The following is a 22,229-nucleotide window of genomic DNA, read 5'->3' on the forward strand; positions in this document are numbered from 1 at the left end:
GTGCGGCCTACCAGCCTTCGAGCCCGAGCTGCTGCGCCTGCTTCTTGACGTCCTCGTCGTAGAGGGCGGCGCCGTCCTCGGCCGACCGGATGCCGGAGCCGACCTCGACCAGGATGTTCTCCAGGTTCGGGCCCTTGATCGGCGAGAGGTACTCGAGCGCGGGCTTCGACTTGCCGGCATCGACGTAGCCCTGCATGTCCTTCAGCATGGCCGGGACGCTGTCGGGGAGCTTGCAGCTGCTGATGGCGTAGGGGCCGGACGGCACGAGGTACTCGTTCTGGATCGCGCAGCCGTCCTCGCTGTTCATGAACGCCACGAACTTCTTGGCGGCCTCGAGCTTGGCGCCCTCGGTGGTCTTCGGGATGTACATGGCGTTGGGCAGCCACATCGTCAGGTTGGTGTTGGCCGCGTCGATGGCGGGCACCGGGAAGACGCCGACGTCGTCGATGTGCTCCGGGTAGTTCTGGCTGAGGTTGCTGATGGCGCCGGTGAGCATCGGGTAGTGCGCGGCCTCACCGGTGGCGATCCAGCCGATGCCGGTGTCGAAGCGGGCCGAGGCGAAGTCCTCGTTGAACCAGCCGGCCTTGAACGACTCCTCCAGATACTTGAAGCTCTGCAGCGCGGGCATGTCGGCGAACTTGGCCTCGTTGGCCGTGTACTTGTCCGCCCAGTCCGGATCCTGCGCCTGGACGTTGGCGAAGTCGCCCAGCACGTACAACTGGCTGGAGAACGTGTCGCCGTAGGTCTGGACGACGGCGGTCTTGCCCGCGGCCTTGATCTTCTCGTTGTTGGCGGCGTAATCGGCCCACGACTGCGGGATCTCGAGGCCCAGCTCCTTGTAGAGGGGCTTGTTGTAGAGGATGCCGCCGGCCTGCGTGGAGCCCCACGGCGCGCCGTAGACGCCGTTCTTCGTCGACACGACCGCCGTCATCGACGGGTCCATGTCCTTCATCCACGGCTCGTCGGAGAGGTCGACGAGGTTCTGGTCGGGGTTGATGGCCTGCAGCAGCGAGCCGGAGTTGTAGAAGAAGACGTCGGCCATCTCGCCGGTCGCCAGGCGCGTCTTGGTGAGGTTGTCGCCCTCGGTGCCCGCCGGCTGGGTCTCCAGCGTGACCTTGATGTCGGGATTCGCGTCCTGGAAGGCCGCGATCAGCGCATCGGACGACGACGTGTTGTCGTCCGACATGGGCACCAGGAAGGTGATCTCGACGGGCGAGCCGGCGTCGCCGCCGCCTCCCGGTGCGCCTTCCTCGCCGCCACAGGCGGCGAGGGGAACCACGAGCGCCAGCGCCCCGAGGGCGGCGGCGATACGGATACGTCTGGTCATGTCTAGCCTTTCGATTCTGTCGTCCTTGACATGAGTGAAGGTGGAAAGTGTTCCTCCTTGAAACCTTTCAGGTAAGAACGTAACCATTCCCGGGGCGCAGGTCAACCCCTTCGGTAGGTCACAGTTTCGCAACGATCGTCCGGCCTTGACACGTTTCATGAAACGATTCAGACTGGAGCCGACCGCCCACCGGACACCGTTGCCCGGGGGCCGGTCACCGTCCCCACGACCTCAGGATCAGCATGACTCTCCCCGCAGTCTCCAGAATCACCGTCGACGCGCCCCACGGCTCGTCGTTCGTCCCCACCCCCACCCCGGTCCTCGGCTGGTGGACCAGCACGCCGACCCCCGGCTGGCAGCAGGCAGCGGCCGAGATCGAGGCCATCCGGGCGGGGGTGTCCGAGACGCGGGTCATCGACGGCGACCGCTCGGTCGACGTCGCCTGGCCGTTCGAGCCGCTGACCCCGAAAGAGGACGTGAACCTCCGCGTTCGGGTCCGCGGTGCCGAAGAGGAATTCGGGCCGTGGAGCGAACCCCGGATCCTGCGCGCCGGGTTCCTCTCCGACGGCGCCTGGACGGCCGCGACCATCGCCGCCGACGCCCCCTCCGCCGACGCACAGCCGGTGCTGCTGCGCCGCGAGTTCACCCTCGACGGCCCGGCGGGCTCCGCGCTGCTGTACGCGGCGGCCGTCGGCGTCTACCAGGTGTCCATCAACGGCGTCGACATCGACGACCACGTCCTCAAGCCGGGCTGGACCGCCTACCAGGCGCGCACCGTCCACGACACCACCGATGTCGCAGGGCTCCTGCGCGAGGGCGCAAACACGATCACGGTGTGCCTCGGCGGCGGCTGGGCGACCGAGTTGTACGGCTTCTCCGGCAACTGGCACACCATCTACGCCGCCCAGCCCACCTTCGCGGCCCAGCTGCACGTGAGCGTCGACGGCGTCGAGACCGTCGTCGCCACCGACGCCGACTGGCAGTGGGCCGAGGGCCCCGTCGTCGACGCCTCCATCTACCACGGCGAGACCTACGACCAGCGGCGGCAGCCCGCCGGGCCGGAGGCGTGGCACCCCGTCCGGGTGGCCGAGCCGATGCCGGTCCCCGAGGCCCGCGTGTCGCCGTTCGTCCGGCGCACGGAGGAGATCGGCGTCGCCGAGGTCATCACCACGCCGTCCGGGAAACTGGTGCTCGACTTCGGACAGAACCTCGTCGGCCGCCTGCGGCTCACCGTCGACGGCCCGGCAGGCGCGACCATCACGCTGCGTCACGCCGAGGTGCTCGAACACGGTGAGCTGGGCATCCGGCCGCTGCGGGAGGCCCGCGCCACCGACCGGCTCACGTTGGCCGGCACCGGCCCGTTCACCTGGGAGCCCGAGTTCACGTTCCACGGTTTCCGCTACGCCCAGATCGACGGCTGGCCCGGCACGTTCGACCCTGCCGCCGTCACGGCCCAGGTCATCCACAGCGACATGGAGCGGACCGGCTGGTTCGAGACGTCGCATGAGCTGGTCCAGAAGCTGCATGACAACGTCGTGTGGGGGCTGCGCGGCAACTTCCTGAGCATCCCCACCGACTGCCCGCAGCGCGACGAGCGCCTCGGCTGGACCGGCGACATCCAGGTGTTCGCGCCGACGGCGTCGTTCCTCTACGACGTCAACGGGTTCCTGACCTCGTGGCTCCGCGATCTCGTGATCGAGCAGGTCGACGGCGTTGCGCCGTTCGTGGTGCCCAACGTGCTGGGCGACGCGCGCCCGGCGGCCGCGTGGGGCGACGCGGCCACCGTCGTGCCCAGGGTGCTGCACGAGCGCTACGGCGACGAGGGCGTGCTGCGGCGCCAGTTCGACTCGATGAAGGCGTGGGTCGACGCCATCGACCGCCGCTCCCCCGGGCACCTCTGGGAGGGTGCGTTCCAGTTCGGCGACTGGCTCGACCCGGACGCGCCGCCGGAGAACGCCGCCAAGGCGAAGGCCGATCCGGGGCTGGTGGCGACCGCGCACCTGTTCCTGTCGGCCCGCATCGTCGGCGAGACGGCCGCCCTGCTCGGTCGCCCCGTCGACGCCGCCCGCTACACGGCACTGGCCGAGGCGACGCGGATCGTGTTCCTCGACACCTTCGTCACCGGCGCCGGGCGCATGCTCTCCGACGCCCCGACGGCGTACGCGCTGGCCATCGTCTTCGGCATCGCCCCCGACGATCTGCGCCCGACCCTCGGCCGCCGTCTCGCCCACCTGGTCGCCGCGAACAGCTACCGCATCAGCACCGGCTTCGTCGGGACCCCGATCATCACGGACGCCCTGACACAGACGGGGCAGGTCGAGACGGCACGCAGGCTGCTGCTGTCCACGCAGAACCCGTCGTGGCTGTATCCGGTCACGATGGGCGCGACGACGATCTGGGAGCGCTGGGACTCGATGCTGCCGGACGGCACGATCAACCCCGGCGAGATGACGTCGTTCAACCACTACGCGCTGGGCGCGGTGGCGGACTGGCTGCACCGTCGCGTCGCAGGCCTGGCGCCCGCCGCGCCGGGCTACGCCGAGCTGGAGATCGCGCCGATCCTGCTGGAGGGCCTCGGCTCCGCCCACGCCCGTCACCTCACACCGTACGGGCCGGCTGCCGCAGGCTGGCGCCGCGACGGCGACGAGGTCACCGTCACCGCCCTCGTCCCGCCGAACACGCAGGCCCACGTGCTGCTGCCGGACGGCACGAGGCACGAGGTCGGCTCCGGGGAGCACTCGTGGACGACGGCGTGGGTGGCCAGCGCGCCGGCCCCGACCGCGCTGACCGTGCAGAGCACACTCGACAAGGTGATCGTCGACGAGGAGGCGCACGGACTGCTGACGTCGACGGTCGGCGAGGACGCGGATGAGCGGATCCGGGTGATGACGGGCTGGGGCGCGGGCACGACGGTGCGCGACATGGTGGAGTCGTTCCACCTGGGCGCGCGGCTGCCGGAGCTGGTCGAGGGGTTCAGGGAGCTGAACCGGTCGCGCGGCCTGGCGTGATTGAGCGGGGCCTACGGGTTCGTGACCTCCACGATCCCGTGGGCCCCGCGCTCCGCGTCGATCATGATGTGGCTCACCACCGGATAGTGCCCCGCCTCCGGGAACGTCAGCTCCACGAAACCGCCCTCCGCCGGCTGCAGCGCCAACGCCTGCGAGCCGGCGTTCTGCGTGCCGAACGCGTCGACGCCGTCCTTGATCAGGTAGCCGCCCTCGCGGAACACCGTGTCGAACTGGCCGCCCACGATGTGGAAGCTGCTGGCCCGGTTCGGGCCCGCGTCCAGCACGTAGAACCGCACCCTCTCGCCGACCTTCGCCTGGAACGGCTCCTGGTCGTACTGGTTCGCGACACCGTTGAACACCACGCGGTCGATCTGCTCGGCGCTCACCTTGGCCGGGTCGATGTCCGTGGCCTCCTCGGCCGAGCGTGCGTCGTCGGTGAACACCTCGGACTGCACGACCACGTACTCGCGGTCCACCTCGGGCAGCCCCTCGGCGGGTTCGACGATGACCGTCCCGTGCATGCCGGCGGCGATGTGCGCGCTCATCGGCATCGTCGAGCAGTGGTACATCCACACCCCGACCCGCTCGGCCGTGAACCGGTAGATCAGCGTCTCGCCGGGCGCGATGGTGCGCATCGGCTCGTCGGGGGCGACGGCGCCGGCGTGGAAGTCGATCGAGTGCCCCATGGTGCCGTCGTTGATGAGCGTGATCTCCACCTCGTCGCCGGCGCGGAGCCGCAGCGTCGGGCCGACGCTCTCGCCGTTGAACGTCCAGCGCCGCTGCCACAGGCCGGGGGCCACCTCGAGCGGCACCTCCGTCACCCGGAACTCGTAGCGGTGCACGTCGGCCGGCTCGTAGGCGGGCAGGACGGGATCGACGACGCCCGAGAGCGGCGCCTCGGGATCGCCGACGGCGTCGTGGCCGGAGTGGTCGGTCTCCCCGGGGGTGGGGGTCTCCGAGCCGGCGGCCTGGCCGTCGACGATGACCTGGAACGTCATGCCCATCTGCCGGTGCCCGACGACGGTGCACCAGCCCTCGACGGACGCACCGACGACACCGAGGTCGAGCTCCGCCGTCTCGCCGGCGGCCAGGCGCGGCGTCCGCACACCGCCGACCAGCAGGTCGTGGACATTCGTCTCGTCCTCGTTGGTCAGCTCGATGACGACGCGGTCGCCGGCGTTGACCTGGACCCGGTCGGGCACGAACTTCATGCCGCGCGCCGCCACCTCGACACGCACCGTCTGGCCGGTGGGGGTGACGTCGACGGAACCGGTGGGCGTCGAACCGGGCAGCCCGGCCGCGCCGGGGTCCATGCCGAAGCCGACGGTGAGCGCCAGCGCGAGCGCGGCGACGCCCGCCAGCAGGCCGCTGCCCGTGAAGACGCTGCGCCGCTCCGGCCGGGGGCCGCCGGCTCCCCGGCGGCGGCGCGCCGCTTCTCCAGCACCGAAGCGCGGACGCCGGCGATGAGCAGCGGCACGAACAGGGACAAGACGACGAGCACCAGCGTCGAGACCGTGACCATCGCCCAGCTCGGCAGCGGCAGCAGCCACAGCACCAGGCCGCCGTTGATGACGGTCAGCCGCGCTGTCGCCCACCGGTCGAAGTGCACTCCCCCGGCACGCACGACGCGCGGCCCGCCGCCGAGCACTGACGGGATGAGGTACGACAGGGCCCCGGTCACCAGCTGCACCAGGAAGCCGACCACCCAGATGCTGGCGATCATCGAATAGCCGCCCGCGAGCTGGATGTCGTCGGAGAGGGCAACGTGGATGGCGGTCAGCACCAGCGCCACACACGCCCACAGCGCCCCGGCGAGGATCGATGCCGCCGCGAACTCGCGCGGCGGCTGCTTCCTGGCGGGCGCGATCAGGCAGCGCCCGAACCAGAACAGCCCGGCGGTGTAGCCGACGATGCCGACGGCGGCGACGACCCGCACGCCGAACAGCGAGCCGGCGATGATGACGGCGAGCGAGACGAGCAGCACCGGCAGGGCCTGCCGGGCGAGCCGTTCGGCGCGGTCGTCCATCCGCGTGCGCAGGACGGTGGGCCAGAACGTCACGAGCGTGCCGACGACGGTGAGGCCGACCCAGCCGAGCAGCATGGTCAGGGAGTGTGCGACGAGCAGGTTCGCATGCCAGAAGTCCCCCAGCCCGAACGCGAGCGTCACGCCGAAGCCGGCGCCGACGGGCAGGCAGAGGGCGGCGGCGACGTAGTAACGGATGCAGATGCGGAACCGGCCGGGCAGCGCGCGGCGCAGGTTCCCGACGAGGTCGATCGCGTGCCACAGCACCGCCGTCGACACGATGGAGGCGCCCACCACGGCCAGCCACCAGGTCGCCGTCGGGACACCGATGAAGACCAGCAGGGAGCCGAGGGCCAGCCCGCCAAGGCGGACGTCGGCGAGGCGGCGGGTGTGGTCGTCGTCGCGGGTCTTCAGCAGCGCCGCCGTGAAGTGGGCGCTCCACACCATGATCGCGTGGGTGATCGCGCCGAGCGCCACCAGGTGCACCAGCAGCCAGTTCGCCTCGGGGATCCACCGGTGCGTCAGCGCGACGACGATGGCCGCGACGAACCAGGCGACGACGGTGTAGTCGCGCAGCGACCGCTTGCCCCTCATCCCCTCACCACCGCGACGACGACGGTGACGGCGAACAACAGGACGGCGAGCACGGTGATGGTTCCTCCGACTTGGTAGACGACGGTGGCCTGGGAGAGGCCGCCGCCGATGCGGACGACCAACCCGAGGTTGAGCAGGGCCAGGGGCCCCCACATGGCGGCCCGGTACGGCAGGGGCCGCCCGAGGACCGCCGGGAAGATGATGGGCGCATGCGCCATGATCATCGCCATCCCGAAGCCGAGGAAGACCCCATGGATGACGGCATCGTAGGCGCCGGCTGACGTCGGCCGGCCCACGATGAGCCAGATGACACCGGAGACGGCGAGCCAGAAGTTGCCGGTGAGCAGGGCGGCGGCGTTGAAGCGGCGCAGGCCGCTGGTGCGGATCATGCGGCGGCCGACGTCGTCGCGCAGCAGCCAGGCCGCCGTCAGGACGCAGCCGAGGCCGAAGACCCGGTCGCCGACGGCGGGCAGAACGGTGCTGAGCGCGGCGCCGAGGGCCAGGACGCTGGCGAGCGCCAGCAGCGTCGGCACGGCCCGCGGCCCCATCGTAAGCTGCGCCAACTCGGCCCGTTCGGAGGCGATGGTCAGCACGAGGAACGCAGCGAGCAGGGTGACGACGGCGGGGAAATCGGCGACGAGCCACAGCCCGGCGGCCAGCGCGGCGAACGTCGCAGACAGTGCCTGCGCTGCGACGAGTCCGAGCGGGGCCCGCACCCACAGCGCCAGCGCGAGGACGACCCAGGCGACGGCGCCGTCGAACAGGAGGAGCTTGCCCAGCGCCACGGGGGCCCCGGCGAGCAGCGCGAGGGAGCCGAGCCCGAGCAGGGCGGGCGCCAGGTAGGCGAGGGGGTTGCGCATGGCCTGGGCGCGTTCGAGCGAGATGAGGGTGCCCATGAAGCCGAGCACCATGACGGGGCCGTGGAGGTCGGCGACCCGGTCGGAGACGACGGGGGCCCACACTCCGAGCCGCAGCAGGGCGGCATTGAGGCCGCTGATCAGCGAGGCGCCCGCGAGGGCGATCAACGCAACGCGCCACCCGCGGGTGCGCTCGGCGAGGGAGCGCTGGGGGCGGGTGGCGGGGGCTGTGTCGGTCACGTCATCTCTTGTGTTGTAGCTCCGTCGGGGCGGCCAGTGGACGCTGTGACGCCCCGACGGAGGGCTGGGGATCAGGCGTGGGTCAGCTTCAGCTTCCAGGCCTCGGGGCCGCGCTGCACGTACTCGACGGCGATGGCCTCGCCGTGCCGGTCGGCGATCTGCGCCAGCAGCGGGATGGGGTCGTGCGGGGCGACGAGCACGAAGGAGGCGCCGGGCCGCAGCGAGTCCACGACACCGTGGATCGAGGCGTGGCGGATCGCGTGCGGGATGGTGCGGGCGTCGAGCTCGGGGAGCTGATCGTGGGTGCCGCCGCAGCCGCAGGAGGACGTGGGGGTGAGGTTCAGTTCGGTCACGAGAGGGATATTACTATGAATACTTTGGGTAAATACGCGGGGGCCTGCGAGTGGTCCCTGAGGAGCGAGCGCCTGCGCGAGCGTCTCGAAGGGGGGCCGCACCCACCGCCCCTTCGACACGGCCGCAAGCGGCCGGCTCAGGGAACGGAAAGGCTCGAACCCTGCCGTCGTGCGGCGGCGGCGCCGGGGCCGCTATCCTTGTCCGCGTTGGCCCCGTAGCTCAGGGGATAGAGCACCGCTCTCCTAAAGCGGGTGTCGTTGGTTCGAATCCAACCGGGGTCGCCACACGGGAAACGGCCCGGCGAACTCCAGTCGCCGGGCCGTTTCTTTTCGTCTAGGTCAGTTGACCTCGTTCGGGTCCGCGCCCACGCGGCCCGAGCCGTCGGCCACGTTCAGGTCCGAGATCGCCGCGACCTCCGCCGCCGTCAGCTCGAAGCCGAACAGGTCGAAGTTCTCCCGCAGCCGCTCCGTGCGCACCGACTTCGGGAACACGATCCGCCCCTCCTGCAGGTGCCAGCGCAGCACCACCTGGGCGACGCTCCTGCCGTGCGCGGCGGCCGCCGCCGTGATCGGCTCGAACTCGCCGAGGTCGTACTTCGCCTGGCCGAGCGGGCCCCAGGCCTCGACGGCGACGCCGTGCTCCGCGCACCACGCGGTCACGTCGCGCTGCTGGTGGCGCGGGTGCAGCTCGATCTGGTCGATCGACGGCGTCACGCCGACCTCGGCGACGAGCCGGTCGAGGTGCGCCACCATGTGGTTGGAGACGCCGGCGCTGCGGGTGAGGCCGCGGTCGCGGATCGCGACGATCTTCTCCCACGCGTGCACGTAGTTGTCCTTGGCCGGGGTGGGCCAGTGCGTGAGGTAGAGGTCGACGAAGTCGAGGCCCAGCTTGGTGAGGCTCCGCTCGATGGCCTCGTCGGGCAGGTCACCGTCGTGCATGTCGTTCCACAGCTTCGTGGTGATGAACAGCTCGTCGCGGGCGATGCCGCTGGCCGCGATGGCGGCGCCGACGCCCTCCTCGTTGCCGTAGATGGCGGCCGTGTCGATGTGGCGGTAGCCGATCTCCAGGGCCTCGCTGACGGCGCGCTCAGTGTCGGCGGGGTCGACGCGGAAGACGCCGTAACCGAGCTGCGGGATCTGGACATCGTCGTTCAGGGTGATGAAAGGAACAGTCATGACCCCATGCAACCCCGCTTCGCCTCGTCGCGCAACTATCTGCGCCGCGAACCGACGCCGGTCACCCCACCCCCGCCCTGACAGAAGCAGGAAACGGCCAGCGCCCGGCCGATCGACCGGGCGCTGGCCGTCGCGGGTCACCTCAGCGCAGCGACCCGTACGTCGACTTCGCCTTCTCCAGCGCCGACACGTAGCCGGCGCGCTCGTAGGCGTCGGCGGCCGCCTCCTTCGGGACAGCCAGCAGGCCGCGGGCCTTCTCCAGCGTCAGCTCGCGGGCCGTCAGCCACTGCGCCAGCCCGTCGATCAGCACCTGCGCGTAGGCGGGTCCACGGCGCACCAGCGACGACGTCGTCATGACCACGTCGGCTCCGGCGAGGATGTACTTGATCACGTCGTCGGCCGTGTCGACACCCGTCGTCGCGGCCAGCGAGGCGCTGATCCTGTCGTGCAGGACGGCGATCCAGGTGCGCGGCAGGCGCCCCTCGACCGGCGACGACAGCGACACCCCGGACTCGACCGTCACCCGGTCGACGTCGATGTCCGGCTGCAGGAACCGGTTGAACAGCACCAGTCCGTCGGCGCCGGCGGCGTCGAGCTGGAGGGCCATGTTGCCGACCGACGAGAAGAACGGGCTCAGCTTGACGGCGACCGGCACGTCGACGGCGCCCTTCACCGCGCTGACGATCTCCAGGTGCCGCTCCTCCACCGCCCGGCCCGACATGGTGATGTCGCCCGGCACGAAGTAGATGTTCAGCTCGATGGCGGCCGCGCCGGCGTCGGCGAGGCTCTTGGCCGTCCTGGTCCACCCGCCCATCGAGGCGCCGTTCAGCGACGCGATGAGCGGCACGTCGATGGCCCGGGCGGCCTCCTCGACGAGCTTCACGTACGCGTTGCTGGCGTCCTTCTCGGCCCGCGGCACCGACGGGAAGTAGCTGAGCGCCTCGGCGAACGAGTCGTCGTAGAGCTCCTCGAGCTCCGCGGCCGACTCGGCCTCACGCCGCAGCTGCTCCTCGAACAGCGAGTACATGACGACCGCGCCGACGCCGCCGTCGGCGAGAGACTTGACCCCGGCCACCGTCTGCGACAGCGGCCCGGCCGAGGCGACGACGGGGTTGCGCAGCGTCAGCCCCAGGTAGTTGGTGCTCAGATCCATCTCAGTCCTTCCTCGTGTCGGCGGCGAACTGGTCAGCCCCCCGCGTCGCAAGTTCCTCGTACTCGGCCCAGCGCCGGTCGACCTGCTCCTGGGCCAGCGACACCAGCCGCGCCGACTCGTCCGGGTCCGCCGCCTTCAGCACCTTGTAGCGCAGCTCGGCGGACTGGTACGCCGACAGCGACATGCGCGGCCGCGGCGAATCCAGCAGGAACGGGTTGTTGCCCATGTCGCGCAGCACCGGGTTGTAGCGCATCAGCGGCCAGTGGCCGGAGTTGACGGCCTTGTACTGCTGGTCGAGACCCTTGCGGATGTCGTAGCCGTGCGCGATGCAGTGGCTGTAGGCGATGATCAGGCTCGGGCCGTCGTAGGCCTCCGCCTCCCGGAAGGCCTTCAGCGTCTGCTGCGGATCGGCACCCATGGCGACGCGCGCCACATACACCGAGCCGTACGCCATGGCCTGCATGGCCATGTCCTTCTTGTTGGTCTGCTTGCCGCCGGTGGCGAACTTCGCGACGGCGCCCAGCGGCGTGGACTTCGACGCCTGCCCACCCGTGTTGGAGTACACCTCGGTGTCGAGCACCAGCACGTTGACGTCGCGGCCGGAGGCCAGCACATGGTCGACTCCGGCAGAGCCGATGTCGTAGGCCCAGCCGTCACCGCCGACGATCCACACGGACCGCCGCACCAGGTGGTCGGCCACGCTCTTCAGGTCCTCGGCTGCGGGACCGGTCAGCCCGGCGATCCGCTCCTTGAGGACGTCGACGCGTTCGATCTGCGCCGCCAGCTCGGAGCCGTGCTGCTGCGGGGCGTCCAGGATGGCGTCGACGAGCGCGTCGTCGCCCACCTCGTCACGCAGCTGCGCGAGCCGGGTGGCCGCCAGGTCGTGGTGCAGGTCGGCGGCGAGCCGCATGCCCAGCCCGAACTCGGCATTGTCCTCGAACAGCGAGTTCGACCAGGCGGGGCCGCGGCCGGCGGCGTTCTTCGCCCACGGCGTCGTCGGCAGGTTGCCGCCGTAGATCGACGAGCAGCCGGTGGCGTTGGCGATGGTCGCCCGGTCACCGAACAGCTGCGACAGCAGCTTCAGGTACGGCGTCTCGCCGCAGCCGGAGCAGGCGCCCGAGAACTCGAACAGCGGCTCCAGGAACTGCGTGCCGCGGACGGTGCCGAAGTCGACGCGGGCCCTGTCGTTGTACGGGATCTGCTCGAAGAACTCGATGGCCTTGCGGTCATCCTCGCGCTCCAGCTTCGGCACGAGGTTGATGGCCCGGCGCGACGGCTGGTCGATCGGCTTGACGGGGCAGGCTTCGACACACAGGCCGCAGCCGGTGCAGTCCTCGACGTAGACCTGCAGCGTGTAGCGGGTCTGCGGCAGGCCGGCCGCGTTCAGCGGCACGCTGACGAAGCCGGGGGCGCACCCTCCGCCTCGCCGTCCGGGTACGACTTGGCGCGCAGCACCGCGTGCGGGCAGACGAACGCACAGTTGCCGCACTGGATGCAGCTCTCGGCCTCCCACTCGGCGACGATGTCGGAGATGTTGCGCTTCTCGTACTTCGTGGTGCCGGACGGGTAGGTGCCGTCGTCGGGCAGCGCAGAGACGGGCAGGTCGTCGCCGCGGCCCTGCAGCATCGTCGCGGTGACGGTGCGCACGAACTCCGGCGCGTCGGCCGGAACCGGCGGGATGAACCCGTGGGCGGAGGTCTCCACCTCCGGCACCTCGACCTTGTGCAGGTCGGCCAGAGCGGTGTCGACGGCGGCGTGGTTCTTGCGGACCACCTCGGCCGACTTGCGGGCGTACGTCTTGGTGATCGCCGTCTTGATCTTCTCGATCGCCTCCTCGCGCGGCAGGACGCCGGAGATCGCGAAGAAACAGGTCTGCAGGATCGTGTTGGTGCGGCTGCCGAGCCCGGCGGCCCGCGCGACCTTGCCCGCGTCGATCTGGTAGACGTTCAGCCCGAGCTCGATGATCCGCCGCTGCATGGGCGCCGGCAGGTGGTGCCAGGTGTCGTCGCCGTGGGGCGAGTTGATCAGCAGCGTGGAGCCGGGGCGGGCGAACTCGAGCACGTCGACGCGCTCGAGGATCGACCAGTGGTGGCAGCCGATGAAGCCGGCCCGGTTCACCAGGTACGGAGCCTTGATCGGGTTGGGGCCGAAGCGCAGGTGGGAGACGGTGCGCGAGCCGGACTTCTTCGAGTCGTACACGAAGTAGCCCTGCGCGAACGTGTCGTCGGAGGAGCCGAGGATCTTGATCGTGTTCTTGTTGGCGCCGACGGTGCCGTCGGAGCCGAGGCCGTAGAACACGGCCCGCAGCGTCTGCGGATCCTCGAGGTCGACGCTGGCGTCGTAGTCGAGCGACAGGTGCGTCACGTCGTCGTTGATGCCGACAGTGAAACGCGGACGGGGAGACTCGGCGGCCAGCTCGTCGTAGACGGCCGTGACCATGCCCGGCGTGAACTCCTTCGACGACAGGCCGTAGCGGCCGCCGATGACGACCGGCAGGTTCTCCCGCCGGCCGGTGGAGACGGCCTCCGCCAGCACGCTGGTGACGTCGAGGAACATGGGCTCGCCGGACGCGCCGGGCTCCTTGGTCCGGTCGAGGACGGCGACGCGACGTGCCGTGGCGGGCAGAGCCGCCAGGAACGCCTCGGTCGGGAACGGCCGGTAGAGGCGCATCTGGATGACGCCCACCTTGGCGCCGTCGGCGTTGAGCCGGTCGACGACGGGGCCGATCGCCTCGGCGCCCGAGCCCATGACGACGACGACGCGGTCCGCGTCGGGCGCGCCGTGGTACTCGACCAGGTTGTAGCGGCGACCGGTGAGCTGTGCGAACTCGTCCATGACCCCGGTCAGGATCTCCGGCACCCGCAGGTAGTACGGGTTGGAGCTCTCGCGGGACTGGAAGTAGGTGTCGGGGTTCTGCGCGGTGCCGCGGATGAACGGGTTGGCCGGGCTGAGGGCCCGGGCGCGGTGCTGCAGGATCAGCTCCCGCGGGATGAGTGCGGCCAGCTGCTCGTCGCTGATCTTCGTCAGCGTGTTCAGCTCGTGCGACGTGCGGAAGCCGTCGAAGAAGTGGACGAACGGGATCCGGGCGCGCAGCGTCGCGGCGTGCGCGACGGCGGCCATGTCGTGCGACTCCTGCACCGAGGCGGAGCTGAGCAGACAGACGCCGGTCTGGCGGATGGCCATGACGTCCTGGTGGTCGCCGAAGATCGACAGGCCCTGCGTCGCGAGCGAGCGGGCCGCGACGTGGAACACCGTCGACGTGAGCTCGCCGGCGATCCGGTACAGGTTGGGGATCATCAGCAGCAGGCCCTGCGACGCCGTGAAGGTCGTCGACAGCGCGCCGCCCTGCAGCGCGCCGTGCATGGCGCCGGCGGCCCCACCCTCGGACTGCATCTCGATGACGGTGGGGATCTGGCCCCAGATGTTGGGGCGGCGGTGGGCGGCCCACTCGTCCGCCAGCTCGGCCATGGTGGAGCTGGGCGTGATCGGGTAGATCGAGCACAGCTCACTCAGCCGGTAGGCGACGTCGACCGCGGCCTCGTTGCCGTCGATGATGGCCTTCATCGCTTGTCCTCCTGGATCATCTCGATGGCGTGCACCGGGCACTGCTCGTAGCAGGTGGCGCAGCCGGTGCATTTCTCGTAGTCGAATCGGTAACGGTTGCCCTTACCGAGCTTGATGACGGCATCCTCCGGGCAGGCGCCGAAGCAGCCGTCACACTCGAAGCAGTTGCCGCAGCTGAGGCAGCGCCTGGCCTCGAAGTCGGCCTCGGCGTCGGTGAGGCCGGCGACGATCTCGCCGAAACCCTCGATGCGCTCGTTGGCGGCGGTCTCGACCTGCTGCCTGCGGGCGTGGTCGCCGAAGTACCAGAGGTTCATCTGGTCGATGGTCACCACGTCGTGCTTGGGCCGGGTGACCCATTCCTCGGTGTTCAGCCAGGCGTCGATGCGGCGGGCGGCCTTCTTGCCGTGGCCGACGCCGATCGTGACGGTCCGGTCGGACGGGACGGCGTCGCCGCCGGCGAAGATGCCCGGCACCGCCGTCATGAGGGAGTGGGGATCGACGTCGACGACGTCGTCGTGGAAGCTCATGCCGGGGATGGCGTGCAGGAAGTCGGTGTCGGCCCGCTGCCCCAGCGCGAGGATGACGGTGTCGGCGGCCAGCTTCTCGTAGCGGCCCGTGCCGACGGCCTTGCCGTCGTCGTCGAGTTCCATGATCTCGACGGTCAGGTCGGCGTCGTCCATCGAGGTGATGGTGCGCAGCCAGTTCATCTTCACGCCCTCGGTCTCGGCGCCCTCGCGCTCCTCCTCGTGCGCTGGCATCTGCTCCTGGGTGCGGCGGTAGACGACGACGGACTCCTCGGCGCCCAGGCGGCGGGCGACGCGGGCCGCGTCCATGGCCGTGTTGCCGCCGCCGTAGACAGCGACCTTGCGGCCGATGACGGGCCGCTCACCCGAGGCGACGTCACGCAGGAAGCTGACGGCGTCGACGACGCGGGAGGCGTCGGCCGAGGGGATGTCGACCCGCTTGGAGATGTGCGCGCCGACGGCGACGAAGACGGCGTCGAAGTTCTCCTCGGCCTGCATGGCCAGCAGGTCCTTGATGGGGGTGTTCTGGCGGAACACGACCCCGAGCACGCGGAGCCGGTCGATCTCGGCGTCCAGCACATCGCGCGGCAGCCGGTACTCGGGGATGCCGTAGCGCATCATGCCGCCGGGCAGGTCGCCGGCGTCGAAGATCTCGACGTGGTGGCCCATCTTCGCCAGGTGGTAGGCGGCGGACAGGCCGGACGGGCCGGCGCCGACGACCATGACGCGGCGGCCGGAGCTGCGGCGCGGCTTCGGGAACTGCCAGCCCTTCTCGATGGCCAGGTCGCCGAGGTAGCGCTCGACGGAGTGGATGGAGACGGCGGAGTCGAGGTCCTTGCGGTTGCAGGCGGTCTCACACGGGTGGTAGCAGACGCGGCCGTGGATCGCGGGGAACGGGTTGTCGCTGACGAGCTGGCGCCAGGCGGCCTCGGCCTCGCCCGCCTTGATGAGCCGGAGCCACTCCTGGATGTTCTCGCCGGCCGGGCAGCCGGCGTTGCACGGCGGCAGCATGTCGAGGTAGATCGGCTTGCGCGACCGCACCGGGGCGACTCGCCCCTCCCCCGGCTGAGGTCAGGGTGGACCGTCATATCTTTGCGTTCGGGCTTCATCGCCGTCCCCTCTCGAGTCACTACTACACGTCATCGTAGAGGGCTCGGGATGCGCTGTGACGCCCGCCTTTACCTAAGGATTTGACGCAAAAAACCTCCCTTAAATGAACCGGGAGGTTTTGAGCGCGAGTGCAGGAAAGCGCATACCCGCCGTGGGGCGGGTACGCGCTTCCAGGATCAGGCCTGGCCGGCGGCCTTGGCCTTCTCAGTCTCGATGTCGAGCGCCTCGATCTGTTCGATGAGCGAGTCGAGCTGCCCGCCGGACAGCATGCCGGCCTGCCGGAACACGAGGTTGCCCTCCTTGAAGCCCATGATCGTGGGGATGGACTGGATCTCGAGCGCGGCGGAGAGGTCGCGCGCGTCCTCGGTGTCGACCTTGCCGAAGACGACGTTCTCGTGGCGGCCGGAGGCGTCCTCGTAGATGGGCGAGAAGCGCTTGCACGGCTGACACCAGTCGGCCCAGAAGTCGACGAGGACAATCCCGTTGTCCTTCACGGTGCTCTCGAAGTTCTCAGCGGTCAGGGCGATGGTCGCCATCAGAAACCCCTTTCATGGGCTCACGTTCGTTTACAGTTCAACATTCGAGGCCGGCGGAATATTCCCGCCGAAACCTGAACCAGGTATACCCCCCAGAGTATCCGGAGGTGCCCCCGGAACCAAGCGGAGCGGCTACTTGATCGCGATGATCCGCCGCATCGGCATCGGCACCCGCAGCGCCTCGCCGCCTGCCCACGACACCAGCGTCTCGACCGCGCCGGCCGCACGGGCGTCGTCGACGGTGCCCCTCAGCCCCTCCAGCAGGATGCGCGCGTCCTCCTGGGTGCGGACCTCGTAGTAGTAGCGGGCGCGCTTGTCCTCGGCCTTGGTCAGGCCGGCGGCGGCCAGCGCCGGCTTGGCCTTGAACTCGGTGACGCCGGGCAGGTGGGGCGGGAAACGCAACTGGTTGGCCAGCCGTCCGACGAGCCGCAGCTCCTCGACGCTGACCGGCCGCAGCGACGGCGTCAGCGCCGCGAACACGCCACCGGGACGCAGCACCCGCGCCACCTCGGCCAGAAGGCGGGGGCGGTTCGCCACGACCGCCAGCCCGAGCGCGCTGACGACGGCGTCGAGGGAGCCGTCCGCGAACGGCAGGTAGAAGGCGTCGCCGCGCACGAGGGGGCCACGGCCGCGGGCACGGGCCTCCCCCAGCTCGCCGGGAGAGCGGTCCAGGCCGATCACCGTCCGGCCCGGGCGGGCGAGGCGGTCGATCATGGCCCCGGCCCGCAGGCGAGGTCGAGCACCAGGGCCGCGGACCCCGACACCGAACGGGCGAGCCACTCGTAGGGGGAATGGTCGCCGCCGCGCGCGCGGGACACCACCGCCTCGATCGAGCCGGGTCCGCGTGCGATCAGGTCACTCATCGGCCCCCACGAACAGCAGTTCGGCGGCGAAGGGATCAAGCTCGACGACGGCCCCGTCGAGTGTGAGGGCGATCACGTCGGTCCGTTTGACGGCCGTGAACTGGACGCCCGGTCTGAGCCCGGCCGCCGCCAGGGTCGCCAGTGTCTCGGCGGCGGCCTGGAGGTTCTCGCTCATGCGCCGCAGCGTGAAGGTGCGCGGGGTGTCGGCGACGACGTCGGCGAGCGGCTCCACCCCTCCCGGAAGCGGACCTGGGGGGTCTCGACGCCCAGCTCCTGCAGCCCGGGGATCGGGTTGCCGTACGGGGAGGTGGTGGGCGCCTGCAGGATCTGCACGAGCCTCCGCTCGACGTCGGTGGAGATGACGTGTTCCCAGCGGCAGGCCTCCTCGTGCGCCTTGTCCCACTCGAGGCCGATGACCTCAGTGAGCAGGCACTCGGCAAGGCGGTGTTTGCGCATCACGTCGCGGGCCAGCGTCCCGCCCTTGCGGGTCAGCCGGATGGTGCGATCGGGTTCGACGACGAGCAGCCCGTCGCGCTCCATGCGGGCGACGGTCTGCGAGACGGTGGGCCCGGACTGGTGGAGCCGCTCCGCGATGCGGGCACGCAGTGGCTGCACGCCCTCCTCCAACAGCTCGTAGACCGTCCGGAGGTACATCTCGGTGGTATCAATCAGGTCGCTCATCGTCACCCCTTCGCGCCCCATCCTAGACGCGGACGCCGACGCCCGACCGGCCTCTCGGCAACCGACCCGGGGCTCCGGGCCGGTCGTCGCCGCAGCTCAGACTGCGGGCGTGACGGCCCATTCGCCGCGGCGGATGACGCCGTGCAGCACGCCGTCGTCGTCGACGAGGCAGATGTCGGCGAACAGCCCGGGGGCCAGTCGGCCGACCTCGTCGAGGCCGTGGAACGCGGCGGGCGTGGTCGCGGCCATCGCAGCCGCGTCGGGGATGCTGACGCCGACCTGCTGCACGACGAACTCGAACGCCTTGGCCATGGTGAGGGTGGAGCCGGCGATGGCGCCCTGCGAGCCGTCGGCGGTCACGAGGCGGGCGGTGCCGTCCTCGACGTCAACCTCCAGCTCGCCGAGGATGTAGCGGCCGTCGCCGTGCCCGGTGGCGCTCATCGCGTCGGTGACCAGCGCCACCCGCCCGGGCCCTGCCGCCTCGATCGCCATCGCGGCGATGACGGGGGCGTGGTGGACGCCGTCACAGATGAGCTCGACCATCACGCGCTCGTCGACGAGGAGCACCGGCACAGGGCCGGGTTCGCGGTGGTGGATGGAGCGCATGGCGCTGAACAGGTGCGTGGCGATGGTGGCGCCCCACTCGATCTGCTGGGCGCAGGTGACCTCGTCGGCGTCGGAGTGGCCGAACGCGACCTTGACGCCGGCCTCGACGAAGCGGCGGGTCGCCTCCTCGCCGAACTGCCGCTCGGGCGCGAGCGTGATCATCTTCAGGGCAGGGCCGCCGGCCGCGATGAGGCGCTCGACCGACTCTGCGTCGGGATCGCGCAGGAGGGCCAGGTCGTGGGCGCCCTTCTTCTCGGGCGCGAGGAACGGGCCCTCGAGGTGGATGCCGCCGAGCTCACCCGCGGCGTGCAGCCCGCGCAGCACCCGCAGCTGCGCCTCCAGCTTCTCGATCGGTTCGGTGACGGTGGAGGCGAAGATCGTGGTGGTGCCCTGGGTCAGGTGGTAGGCGATGGCGCGGCGGTTGGCCTCGACGTCGGGGTTGCCGAAGGCGATCCCCACGGCGCCGTGGCTGTGGGTGTCGACGAAGCCGGGCACCGCCCACAGGCCGGCCGTGGCGCCGCCGTCCGCACCCTGGCCGCCCGGCGCGACGGCGGCGATCCGGCCGTCGGCGATGGTGATGACGGCGTCGTCGACGACTCCGGTGGGGGTGACGGCGTGGGCAACCTGCAGCTGGGTGATGGGCATGGCCCCAAGGTAGTCGCAGCGGCGTCGATCGCGCCGCCTGTGGGCTGCGGCACTGCGCGTTTCACCGTCACCCGGGCCGCCGGGGCCCGCGGCGGGTCGGTCGTAGGATGTGGCCGTGCAGATCCAGATCCCCACCGACCTCCTCCCCGTCGACGGCCGCTTCGGCTCCGGCCCCGCCAAGGTGCGCCCCGAGGCGCTCGACTACCTGGCGATGCGCGGCGACCTCATGGGCACCTCGCACCGGCAGGCACCGGTCCGCGGCCTCGTGCGCGCGGTGCAGGAGTCCCTGGCGGAGCTGTACCGGATCCCCGAGGGCTACGAGGTGGTCCTCGGCAACGGCGGCTCCACCCTGTTCTGGGACCTGGCCGTCTCCTCGCTGATCGAGCGCCGCTCGGCGCACGGAGTGTTCGGCGAGTTCTCCCGCAAGTTCGCCTCGGCCGCCGGGCGGGCCCCGCACCTCGAGGCGCCCGCGGTGTCCGAGGCGCCCGCCGGTTCGGTCGCGCTGCCCGAGGCGGGCGACGCGGACGTGTACGCCTGGGCGCAGAACGAGACGTCGACGGGTGCCGCGGCGCCGGTCCGCCGGATCGGCGACGGCCTGGTGCTGATCGACGCCACGTCGGCGGCGGGCGGCATGGACGCCGACATCGCCGAGACGGACGTCTACTACTTCGCCCCACAGAAGAACTTCTCCTCCGACGGCGGGCTGTGGCTGGCGTTCGCCTCGCCGGCAGCCATCGAACGGGCGGAGCGGATCAAGGCGTCGGGCCGGTGGATCCCGGAAACGCTGGACTTCACGGTCGCCGTCAAGAACTCGCGCCTGAACCAGACGCTGAACACGCCTGCCCTGGCGACGCTGCTGCTGCTGGAGGACCAGCTGGGCTGGATGTTGGAGCTGGGCGGCATGGAGGCCGTGGCTGCGCGCTGCGCCGAGTCGACGTCGACGCTGTACGCGTGGGCCGAGTCGCGCGACTTCGCGTCGCCGTTCGTCGCCGATCCGGCGTTCCGCTCCCCCGTGGTGGCGACGATCGACCTGGCCGACGAGATCGATGCCAAGGCCGTAATCGCGGCGCTGCGGATGAACGGGATCGTCGACGTCGACCCGTACCGGGCGCTGAACCGCAACCAGCTGCGGGTGGGCTGCTACGCGTCGGTCGACCCGGCTGATGTGGAGGCGCTGGTCGGCTGCCTCGACTACGTGATCGGGGCCCTGGCCTGAGTCAGCGGCGGTAGAAGAACGTCACCGCTCCGGCAGCCAGCGCGACGCCGCCGGCGATGATCAGCGCCGTCAGCGTGCCGCGACGACCCGCGGCACCGGAGCTGCCCGGCCCCGGGTCGGTGGTGGCTGTCGCCGTCGGGGTGGCCGTGGGCGACGCGCTCGGGCTCGCGGACGGATCGGCGCCCGGGCTCGTGGAGGGGCTGGGCGACGGTGACGCCGTCGCCTCGACGTCGGTCGTGCGGTCCGCGGACGGCACGTCGGTCTCCCGCACCACCGGGTTGCCGCCGACGTAGATGACGTCGTCGGGGCCCGCCGCGATGGACTCGTCGTCGGGCGCCCCGATCAGCGTGTCGGTGACGGTCGGCTTCCAGGTCATCGCGTCGATGTACTCGATGCCCTCCGCCGTGCGCAGCGCCATGGTGGTGCCGTCGTCGAGGAAGACGCCGTCGGTGACGCCCTCGGGGCGTCGGCGACGCGGGTGAGGCGGTTCATGTCCTGCCGCGACGGCTCGGACGGCGCACGGTAAATGCCAGCGTCGTCGCCGTCGGTGGCCAGGTAGATGCGGCCCTTGCCGGAGATCATCAGCGCCGTCGCGTTGGGGGCGCCGTCCGGGAAGACGAAGTCGTAGGCCTGGTAGTTGGTGGGGCCGGAGTCGGCGTCGCCGTAGCGGTAAACGACGATGAAGTCGCGGTCGCCGTCCGGGTCGCCGATGTCGCCGAGCCAGATGCGCCCCTCGTGGAACGCGAGCGCCTGCACCGAGACTGGCTCGGCGCTGATGCTCAGCGCCACGCCGTCGGTGGTGACGATCTCGCCCTTCGCAACCCCCGGGCCCGCCAGCCAGAGGGCGTCGCGGGTGGTGTCCCAGGCCATGCCGACCGCGGGCGTGGCGTCGTCGGGCGGGGTGATGTCGGCGGCGGCCAACGGGGCGACGGCGACCCCCGCGAGCCCGAGCGTCAGCCCGGCCGCGATCGCCCTACCCGTCGTGTTCATCGGGGACAGCATATTCAGGGTTGTCCGAATCCCCACACTCCCCCCGCGATGGCGAGGACGACCAGCGCCACCAGCACGCTCGTAACGATCAGGCGTCGGGTTCTCGGATTCACGGTGCCGATGGTACGCCGCCGCTAGCGTGGCTGCATGCAGCGGCTTGTCATCTACGCGTTGGGCATCAACGACGTGCGCGACATCTTCGGGGCTGACGAGACACTCGCCGGGCGGCTCCGGGAGGCGGCGCGCGCCCACTACTCCGAGGCGCCCCCGCAGCGACGGCGGTGGTTCGGGCCGCTGCTGCGCCGCGACCCGGCCACGGAGGTGGACCCGGGCGGCCGTCGACGGCCGACGTCGACGCGCTGCTGTCGGGCGGCTTCGTCTCTTCGGAGCGGGTCACCCCCTGCTGGCGCCTGCTGCACGTCTGGCTCGCGGAACTGGCCCCGCGAGCAGGGCCGTCGACTACGACGAGGACCTGCTCGACCGTGTCGAGTGGGAGCTGGCGACGCTGGGTCTCGGCTCCGACCATGCGCTCCGGTCGCTGGCCGAGCGGCGCCTGGGTATCCCGCTGGCGCCGCTGCCCGGCCAGGTCGTCGGCTACGCCAAGCATCTGCACGCCGTCGAGGTGCTGCGTCATCTGCGGCCGATCCTGGAGCTGCCGGAGCTGACCGCCGAGACGGCGGCGTTCGTCGGGCCGATCGTCGAGGTGCTCGCCGCCGCGGAGGGCGACGAGCGTCTCGACATCCTGGCCATCGGAACCGTGTAG

The 22,229-nt window shown here is 70.8% G+C and carries 18 protein-coding genes, 1 tRNA gene and 2 pseudogenes; 4 read left to right on the forward strand and 17 right to left on the reverse strand.

The window, feature by feature from the left end:
* Nucleotides 1-7: 7 nt before the first annotated feature.
* Nucleotides 8-1,327: an ABC transporter substrate-binding protein gene (locus H9L22_RS11235; protein ID WP_187720008.1), complete on the reverse strand. Its 1,320-nt coding sequence runs from the start codon at nucleotides 1,325-1,327 to the stop codon at nucleotides 8-10.
* 242 nt (nucleotides 1,328-1,569) lie between these two features.
* On the opposite strand from H9L22_RS11235, the gene H9L22_RS11240 reads away from it, so the two are divergent.
* The gene (locus tag H9L22_RS11240) at nucleotides 1,570-4,335 is read left to right on the forward strand and encodes an alpha-L-rhamnosidase (protein WP_187720009.1); all 2,766 of its coding nucleotides are present in this window, start codon (nucleotides 1,570-1,572) and stop codon (nucleotides 4,333-4,335) included.
* A gap of 11 nt (nucleotides 4,336-4,346) precedes the next feature.
* Here the strand turns inward: H9L22_RS11240 and H9L22_RS18915 are convergent, their stop codons facing one another.
* From H9L22_RS18915 to H9L22_RS11255, 4 genes are all read right to left on the reverse strand, one after another.
* Entirely contained in the window at nucleotides 4,347-5,648 is a 1,302-nt protein-coding gene (locus H9L22_RS18915) for a multicopper oxidase domain-containing protein (RefSeq protein WP_226965807.1), read from the reverse strand.
* The gene (locus H9L22_RS18920) at nucleotides 5,543-6,952 is read right to left on the reverse strand and encodes a hypothetical protein (protein WP_226965808.1); all 1,410 of its coding nucleotides are present in this window, start codon (nucleotides 6,950-6,952) and stop codon (nucleotides 5,543-5,545) included. The genes H9L22_RS18915 and H9L22_RS18920 overlap by 106 nt, the downstream gene beginning before the upstream one ends.
* Nucleotides 6,949-8,049 (reverse strand): hypothetical protein, encoded by a 1,101-nt coding sequence (locus H9L22_RS11250; protein ID WP_226965809.1) that lies wholly within the window; start codon nucleotides 8,047-8,049, stop codon nucleotides 6,949-6,951. The genes H9L22_RS18920 and H9L22_RS11250 overlap by 4 nt, the downstream gene beginning before the upstream one ends.
* A 71-nt stretch (nucleotides 8,050-8,120) precedes the next feature.
* Nucleotides 8,121-8,402, reverse strand: coding sequence for a DUF2249 domain-containing protein (locus H9L22_RS11255; RefSeq protein ID WP_406707783.1), 282 nt, complete (start codon nucleotides 8,400-8,402; stop codon nucleotides 8,121-8,123).
* Nucleotides 8,403-8,611: 209 nt separating this feature from the next.
* Between H9L22_RS11255 and H9L22_RS11260 the strand changes: the two genes are divergently transcribed.
* Nucleotides 8,612-8,687 (forward strand) — tRNA-Arg (locus H9L22_RS11260).
* Between the two features lie 54 nt (nucleotides 8,688-8,741).
* Here H9L22_RS11260 and H9L22_RS11265 read toward each other — a convergent pair.
* The 10 genes and pseudogenes from H9L22_RS11265 to nagA all read right to left on the reverse strand — a co-directional run bounded on the left by H9L22_RS11265 (nucleotide 8,742) and on the right by nagA (nucleotide 19,260).
* A complete protein-coding gene (locus tag H9L22_RS11265) occupies nucleotides 8,742-9,578 on the reverse strand; it encodes an aldo/keto reductase (protein WP_187720010.1) in 837 nt (278 codons plus the stop codon).
* Between the two features lie 142 nt (nucleotides 9,579-9,720).
* A complete protein-coding gene (locus tag H9L22_RS11270; RefSeq protein ID WP_187720011.1) occupies nucleotides 9,721-10,731 on the reverse strand; it encodes a dihydroorotate dehydrogenase-like protein in 1,011 nt (336 codons plus the stop codon).
* 1 nt (nucleotide 10,732) lies between these two features.
* A pseudogene (nifJ, locus tag H9L22_RS11275) lies at nucleotides 10,733-14,295 on the reverse strand (pyruvate:ferredoxin (flavodoxin) oxidoreductase).
* Nucleotides 14,292-15,928: pseudogene (locus H9L22_RS11280) on the reverse strand (NAD(P)-binding protein). The pseudogenes nifJ and H9L22_RS11280 overlap by 4 nt, the downstream one beginning before the upstream one ends.
* A gap of 177 nt (nucleotides 15,929-16,105) precedes the next feature.
* A complete protein-coding gene (gene trxA, locus H9L22_RS11285) occupies nucleotides 16,106-16,465 on the reverse strand; it encodes a thioredoxin (protein WP_187720012.1) in 360 nt (119 codons plus the stop codon).
* A gap of 132 nt (nucleotides 16,466-16,597) precedes the next feature.
* Entirely contained in the window at nucleotides 16,598-17,179 is a 582-nt protein-coding gene (locus H9L22_RS11290; RefSeq protein WP_187720013.1) for a class I SAM-dependent methyltransferase, read from the reverse strand.
* Nucleotides 17,176-17,328: a hypothetical protein gene (locus H9L22_RS11295; RefSeq protein ID WP_187720014.1), complete on the reverse strand. Its 153-nt coding sequence runs from the start codon at nucleotides 17,326-17,328 to the stop codon at nucleotides 17,176-17,178. The genes H9L22_RS11290 and H9L22_RS11295 overlap by 4 nt, the downstream gene beginning before the upstream one ends.
* Nucleotides 17,321-17,503 carry a hypothetical protein gene (locus H9L22_RS18925; RefSeq protein ID WP_226966374.1) on the reverse strand — a complete coding sequence of 61 codons (183 nt, stop codon included), beginning with the start codon at nucleotides 17,501-17,503 and terminating at the stop codon, nucleotides 17,321-17,323. Before H9L22_RS18925 ends, H9L22_RS11295 begins: the two co-directional genes overlap by 8 nt.
* A complete protein-coding gene (locus tag H9L22_RS11300) occupies nucleotides 17,500-18,009 on the reverse strand; it encodes a metal-dependent transcriptional regulator (RefSeq protein WP_455431964.1) in 510 nt (169 codons plus the stop codon). The genes H9L22_RS18925 and H9L22_RS11300 overlap by 4 nt, the downstream gene beginning before the upstream one ends.
* A gap of 96 nt (nucleotides 18,010-18,105) precedes the next feature.
* Nucleotides 18,106-19,260 (reverse strand): N-acetylglucosamine-6-phosphate deacetylase, encoded by a 1,155-nt coding sequence (gene nagA, locus H9L22_RS11305; RefSeq protein ID WP_187720015.1) that lies wholly within the window; start codon nucleotides 19,258-19,260, stop codon nucleotides 18,106-18,108.
* A 109-nt stretch (nucleotides 19,261-19,369) separates the two neighbouring features.
* Between nagA and serC the strand changes: the two genes are divergently transcribed.
* A complete protein-coding gene (gene serC / locus H9L22_RS11310; protein WP_406707784.1) occupies nucleotides 19,370-20,476 on the forward strand; it encodes a phosphoserine transaminase in 1,107 nt (368 codons plus the stop codon).
* Nucleotide 20,477: 1 nt separating this feature from the next.
* On the opposite strand, the gene H9L22_RS11315 is transcribed toward serC, so the two are convergent.
* Entirely contained in the window at nucleotides 20,478-20,894 is a 417-nt protein-coding gene (locus H9L22_RS11315) for a hypothetical protein (RefSeq protein ID WP_187720016.1), read from the reverse strand.
* Nucleotides 20,849-21,466, reverse strand: a complete 618-nt coding sequence (locus H9L22_RS11320; protein ID WP_187720017.1) for a hypothetical protein — start codon at nucleotides 21,464-21,466, stop codon at nucleotides 20,849-20,851. The genes H9L22_RS11315 and H9L22_RS11320 overlap by 46 nt, the downstream gene beginning before the upstream one ends.
* A gap of 157 nt (nucleotides 21,467-21,623) precedes the next feature.
* Here H9L22_RS11320 and H9L22_RS11325 point away from each other — a divergent pair, with 157 nt between their 5' ends.
* On the forward strand, nucleotides 21,624-22,229 hold the full coding sequence (locus H9L22_RS11325) for a hypothetical protein (protein WP_187720018.1): 606 nt from the start codon (nucleotides 21,624-21,626) through the stop codon (nucleotides 22,227-22,229).

This window comes from Tessaracoccus defluvii, from assembly GCF_014489575.1.
Taxonomy (GTDB): domain Bacteria; phylum Actinomycetota; class Actinomycetes; order Propionibacteriales; family Propionibacteriaceae; genus Arachnia; species Arachnia defluvii.

Bases quoted from the DNA above. Each gene is read 5' to 3' on its own strand.
- H9L22_RS11235 (WP_187720008.1), bottom strand. From the start codon at position 1,327: ATGACCAGACGTATCCGTATCGCCGCCGCCCTCGGGGCGCTGGCGCTC.
- H9L22_RS11240 (WP_187720009.1), top strand. From the start codon at position 1,570: ATGACTCTCCCCGCAGTCTCCAGAATCACCGTCGACGCGCCCCACGGC.
- H9L22_RS18915 (WP_226965807.1), bottom strand. From the start codon at position 5,648: ATGGACCCCGGCGCGGCCGGGCTGCCCGGTTCGACGCCCACCGGTTCC.
- H9L22_RS18920 (WP_226965808.1), bottom strand. From the start codon at position 6,952: ATGAGGGGCAAGCGGTCGCTGCGCGACTACACCGTCGTCGCCTGGTTC.
- H9L22_RS11265 (WP_187720010.1), bottom strand. From the start codon at position 9,578: ATGACTGTTCCTTTCATCACCCTGAACGACGATGTCCAGATCCCGCAG.
- H9L22_RS11270 (WP_187720011.1), bottom strand. From the start codon at position 10,731: ATGGATCTGAGCACCAACTACCTGGGGCTGACGCTGCGCAACCCCGTC.
- trxA (WP_187720012.1), bottom strand. From the start codon at position 16,465: ATGGCGACCATCGCCCTGACCGCTGAGAACTTCGAGAGCACCGTGAAG.
- H9L22_RS11290 (WP_187720013.1), bottom strand. From the start codon at position 17,179: ATGATCGACCGCCTCGCCCGCCCGGGCCGGACGGTGATCGGCCTGGAC.
- H9L22_RS11295 (WP_187720014.1), bottom strand. From the start codon at position 17,328: ATGAGTGACCTGATCGCACGCGGACCCGGCTCGATCGAGGCGGTGGTG.
- H9L22_RS18925 (WP_226966374.1), bottom strand. From the start codon at position 17,503: ATGAGCGAGAACCTCCAGGCCGCCGCCGAGACACTGGCGACCCTGGCG.
- H9L22_RS11300 (WP_455431964.1), bottom strand. From the start codon at position 18,009: ATGAGCGACCTGATTGATACCACCGAGATGTACCTCCGGACGGTCTAC.
- nagA (WP_187720015.1), bottom strand. From the start codon at position 19,260: ATGCCCATCACCCAGCTGCAGGTTGCCCACGCCGTCACCCCCACCGGA.
- H9L22_RS11315 (WP_187720016.1), bottom strand. From the start codon at position 20,894: ATGGCGCTGCGCACGGCGGAGGGCATCGAGTACATCGACGCGATGACC.
- H9L22_RS11320 (WP_187720017.1), bottom strand. From the start codon at position 21,466: ATGAACACGACGGGTAGGGCGATCGCGGCCGGGCTGACGCTCGGGCTC.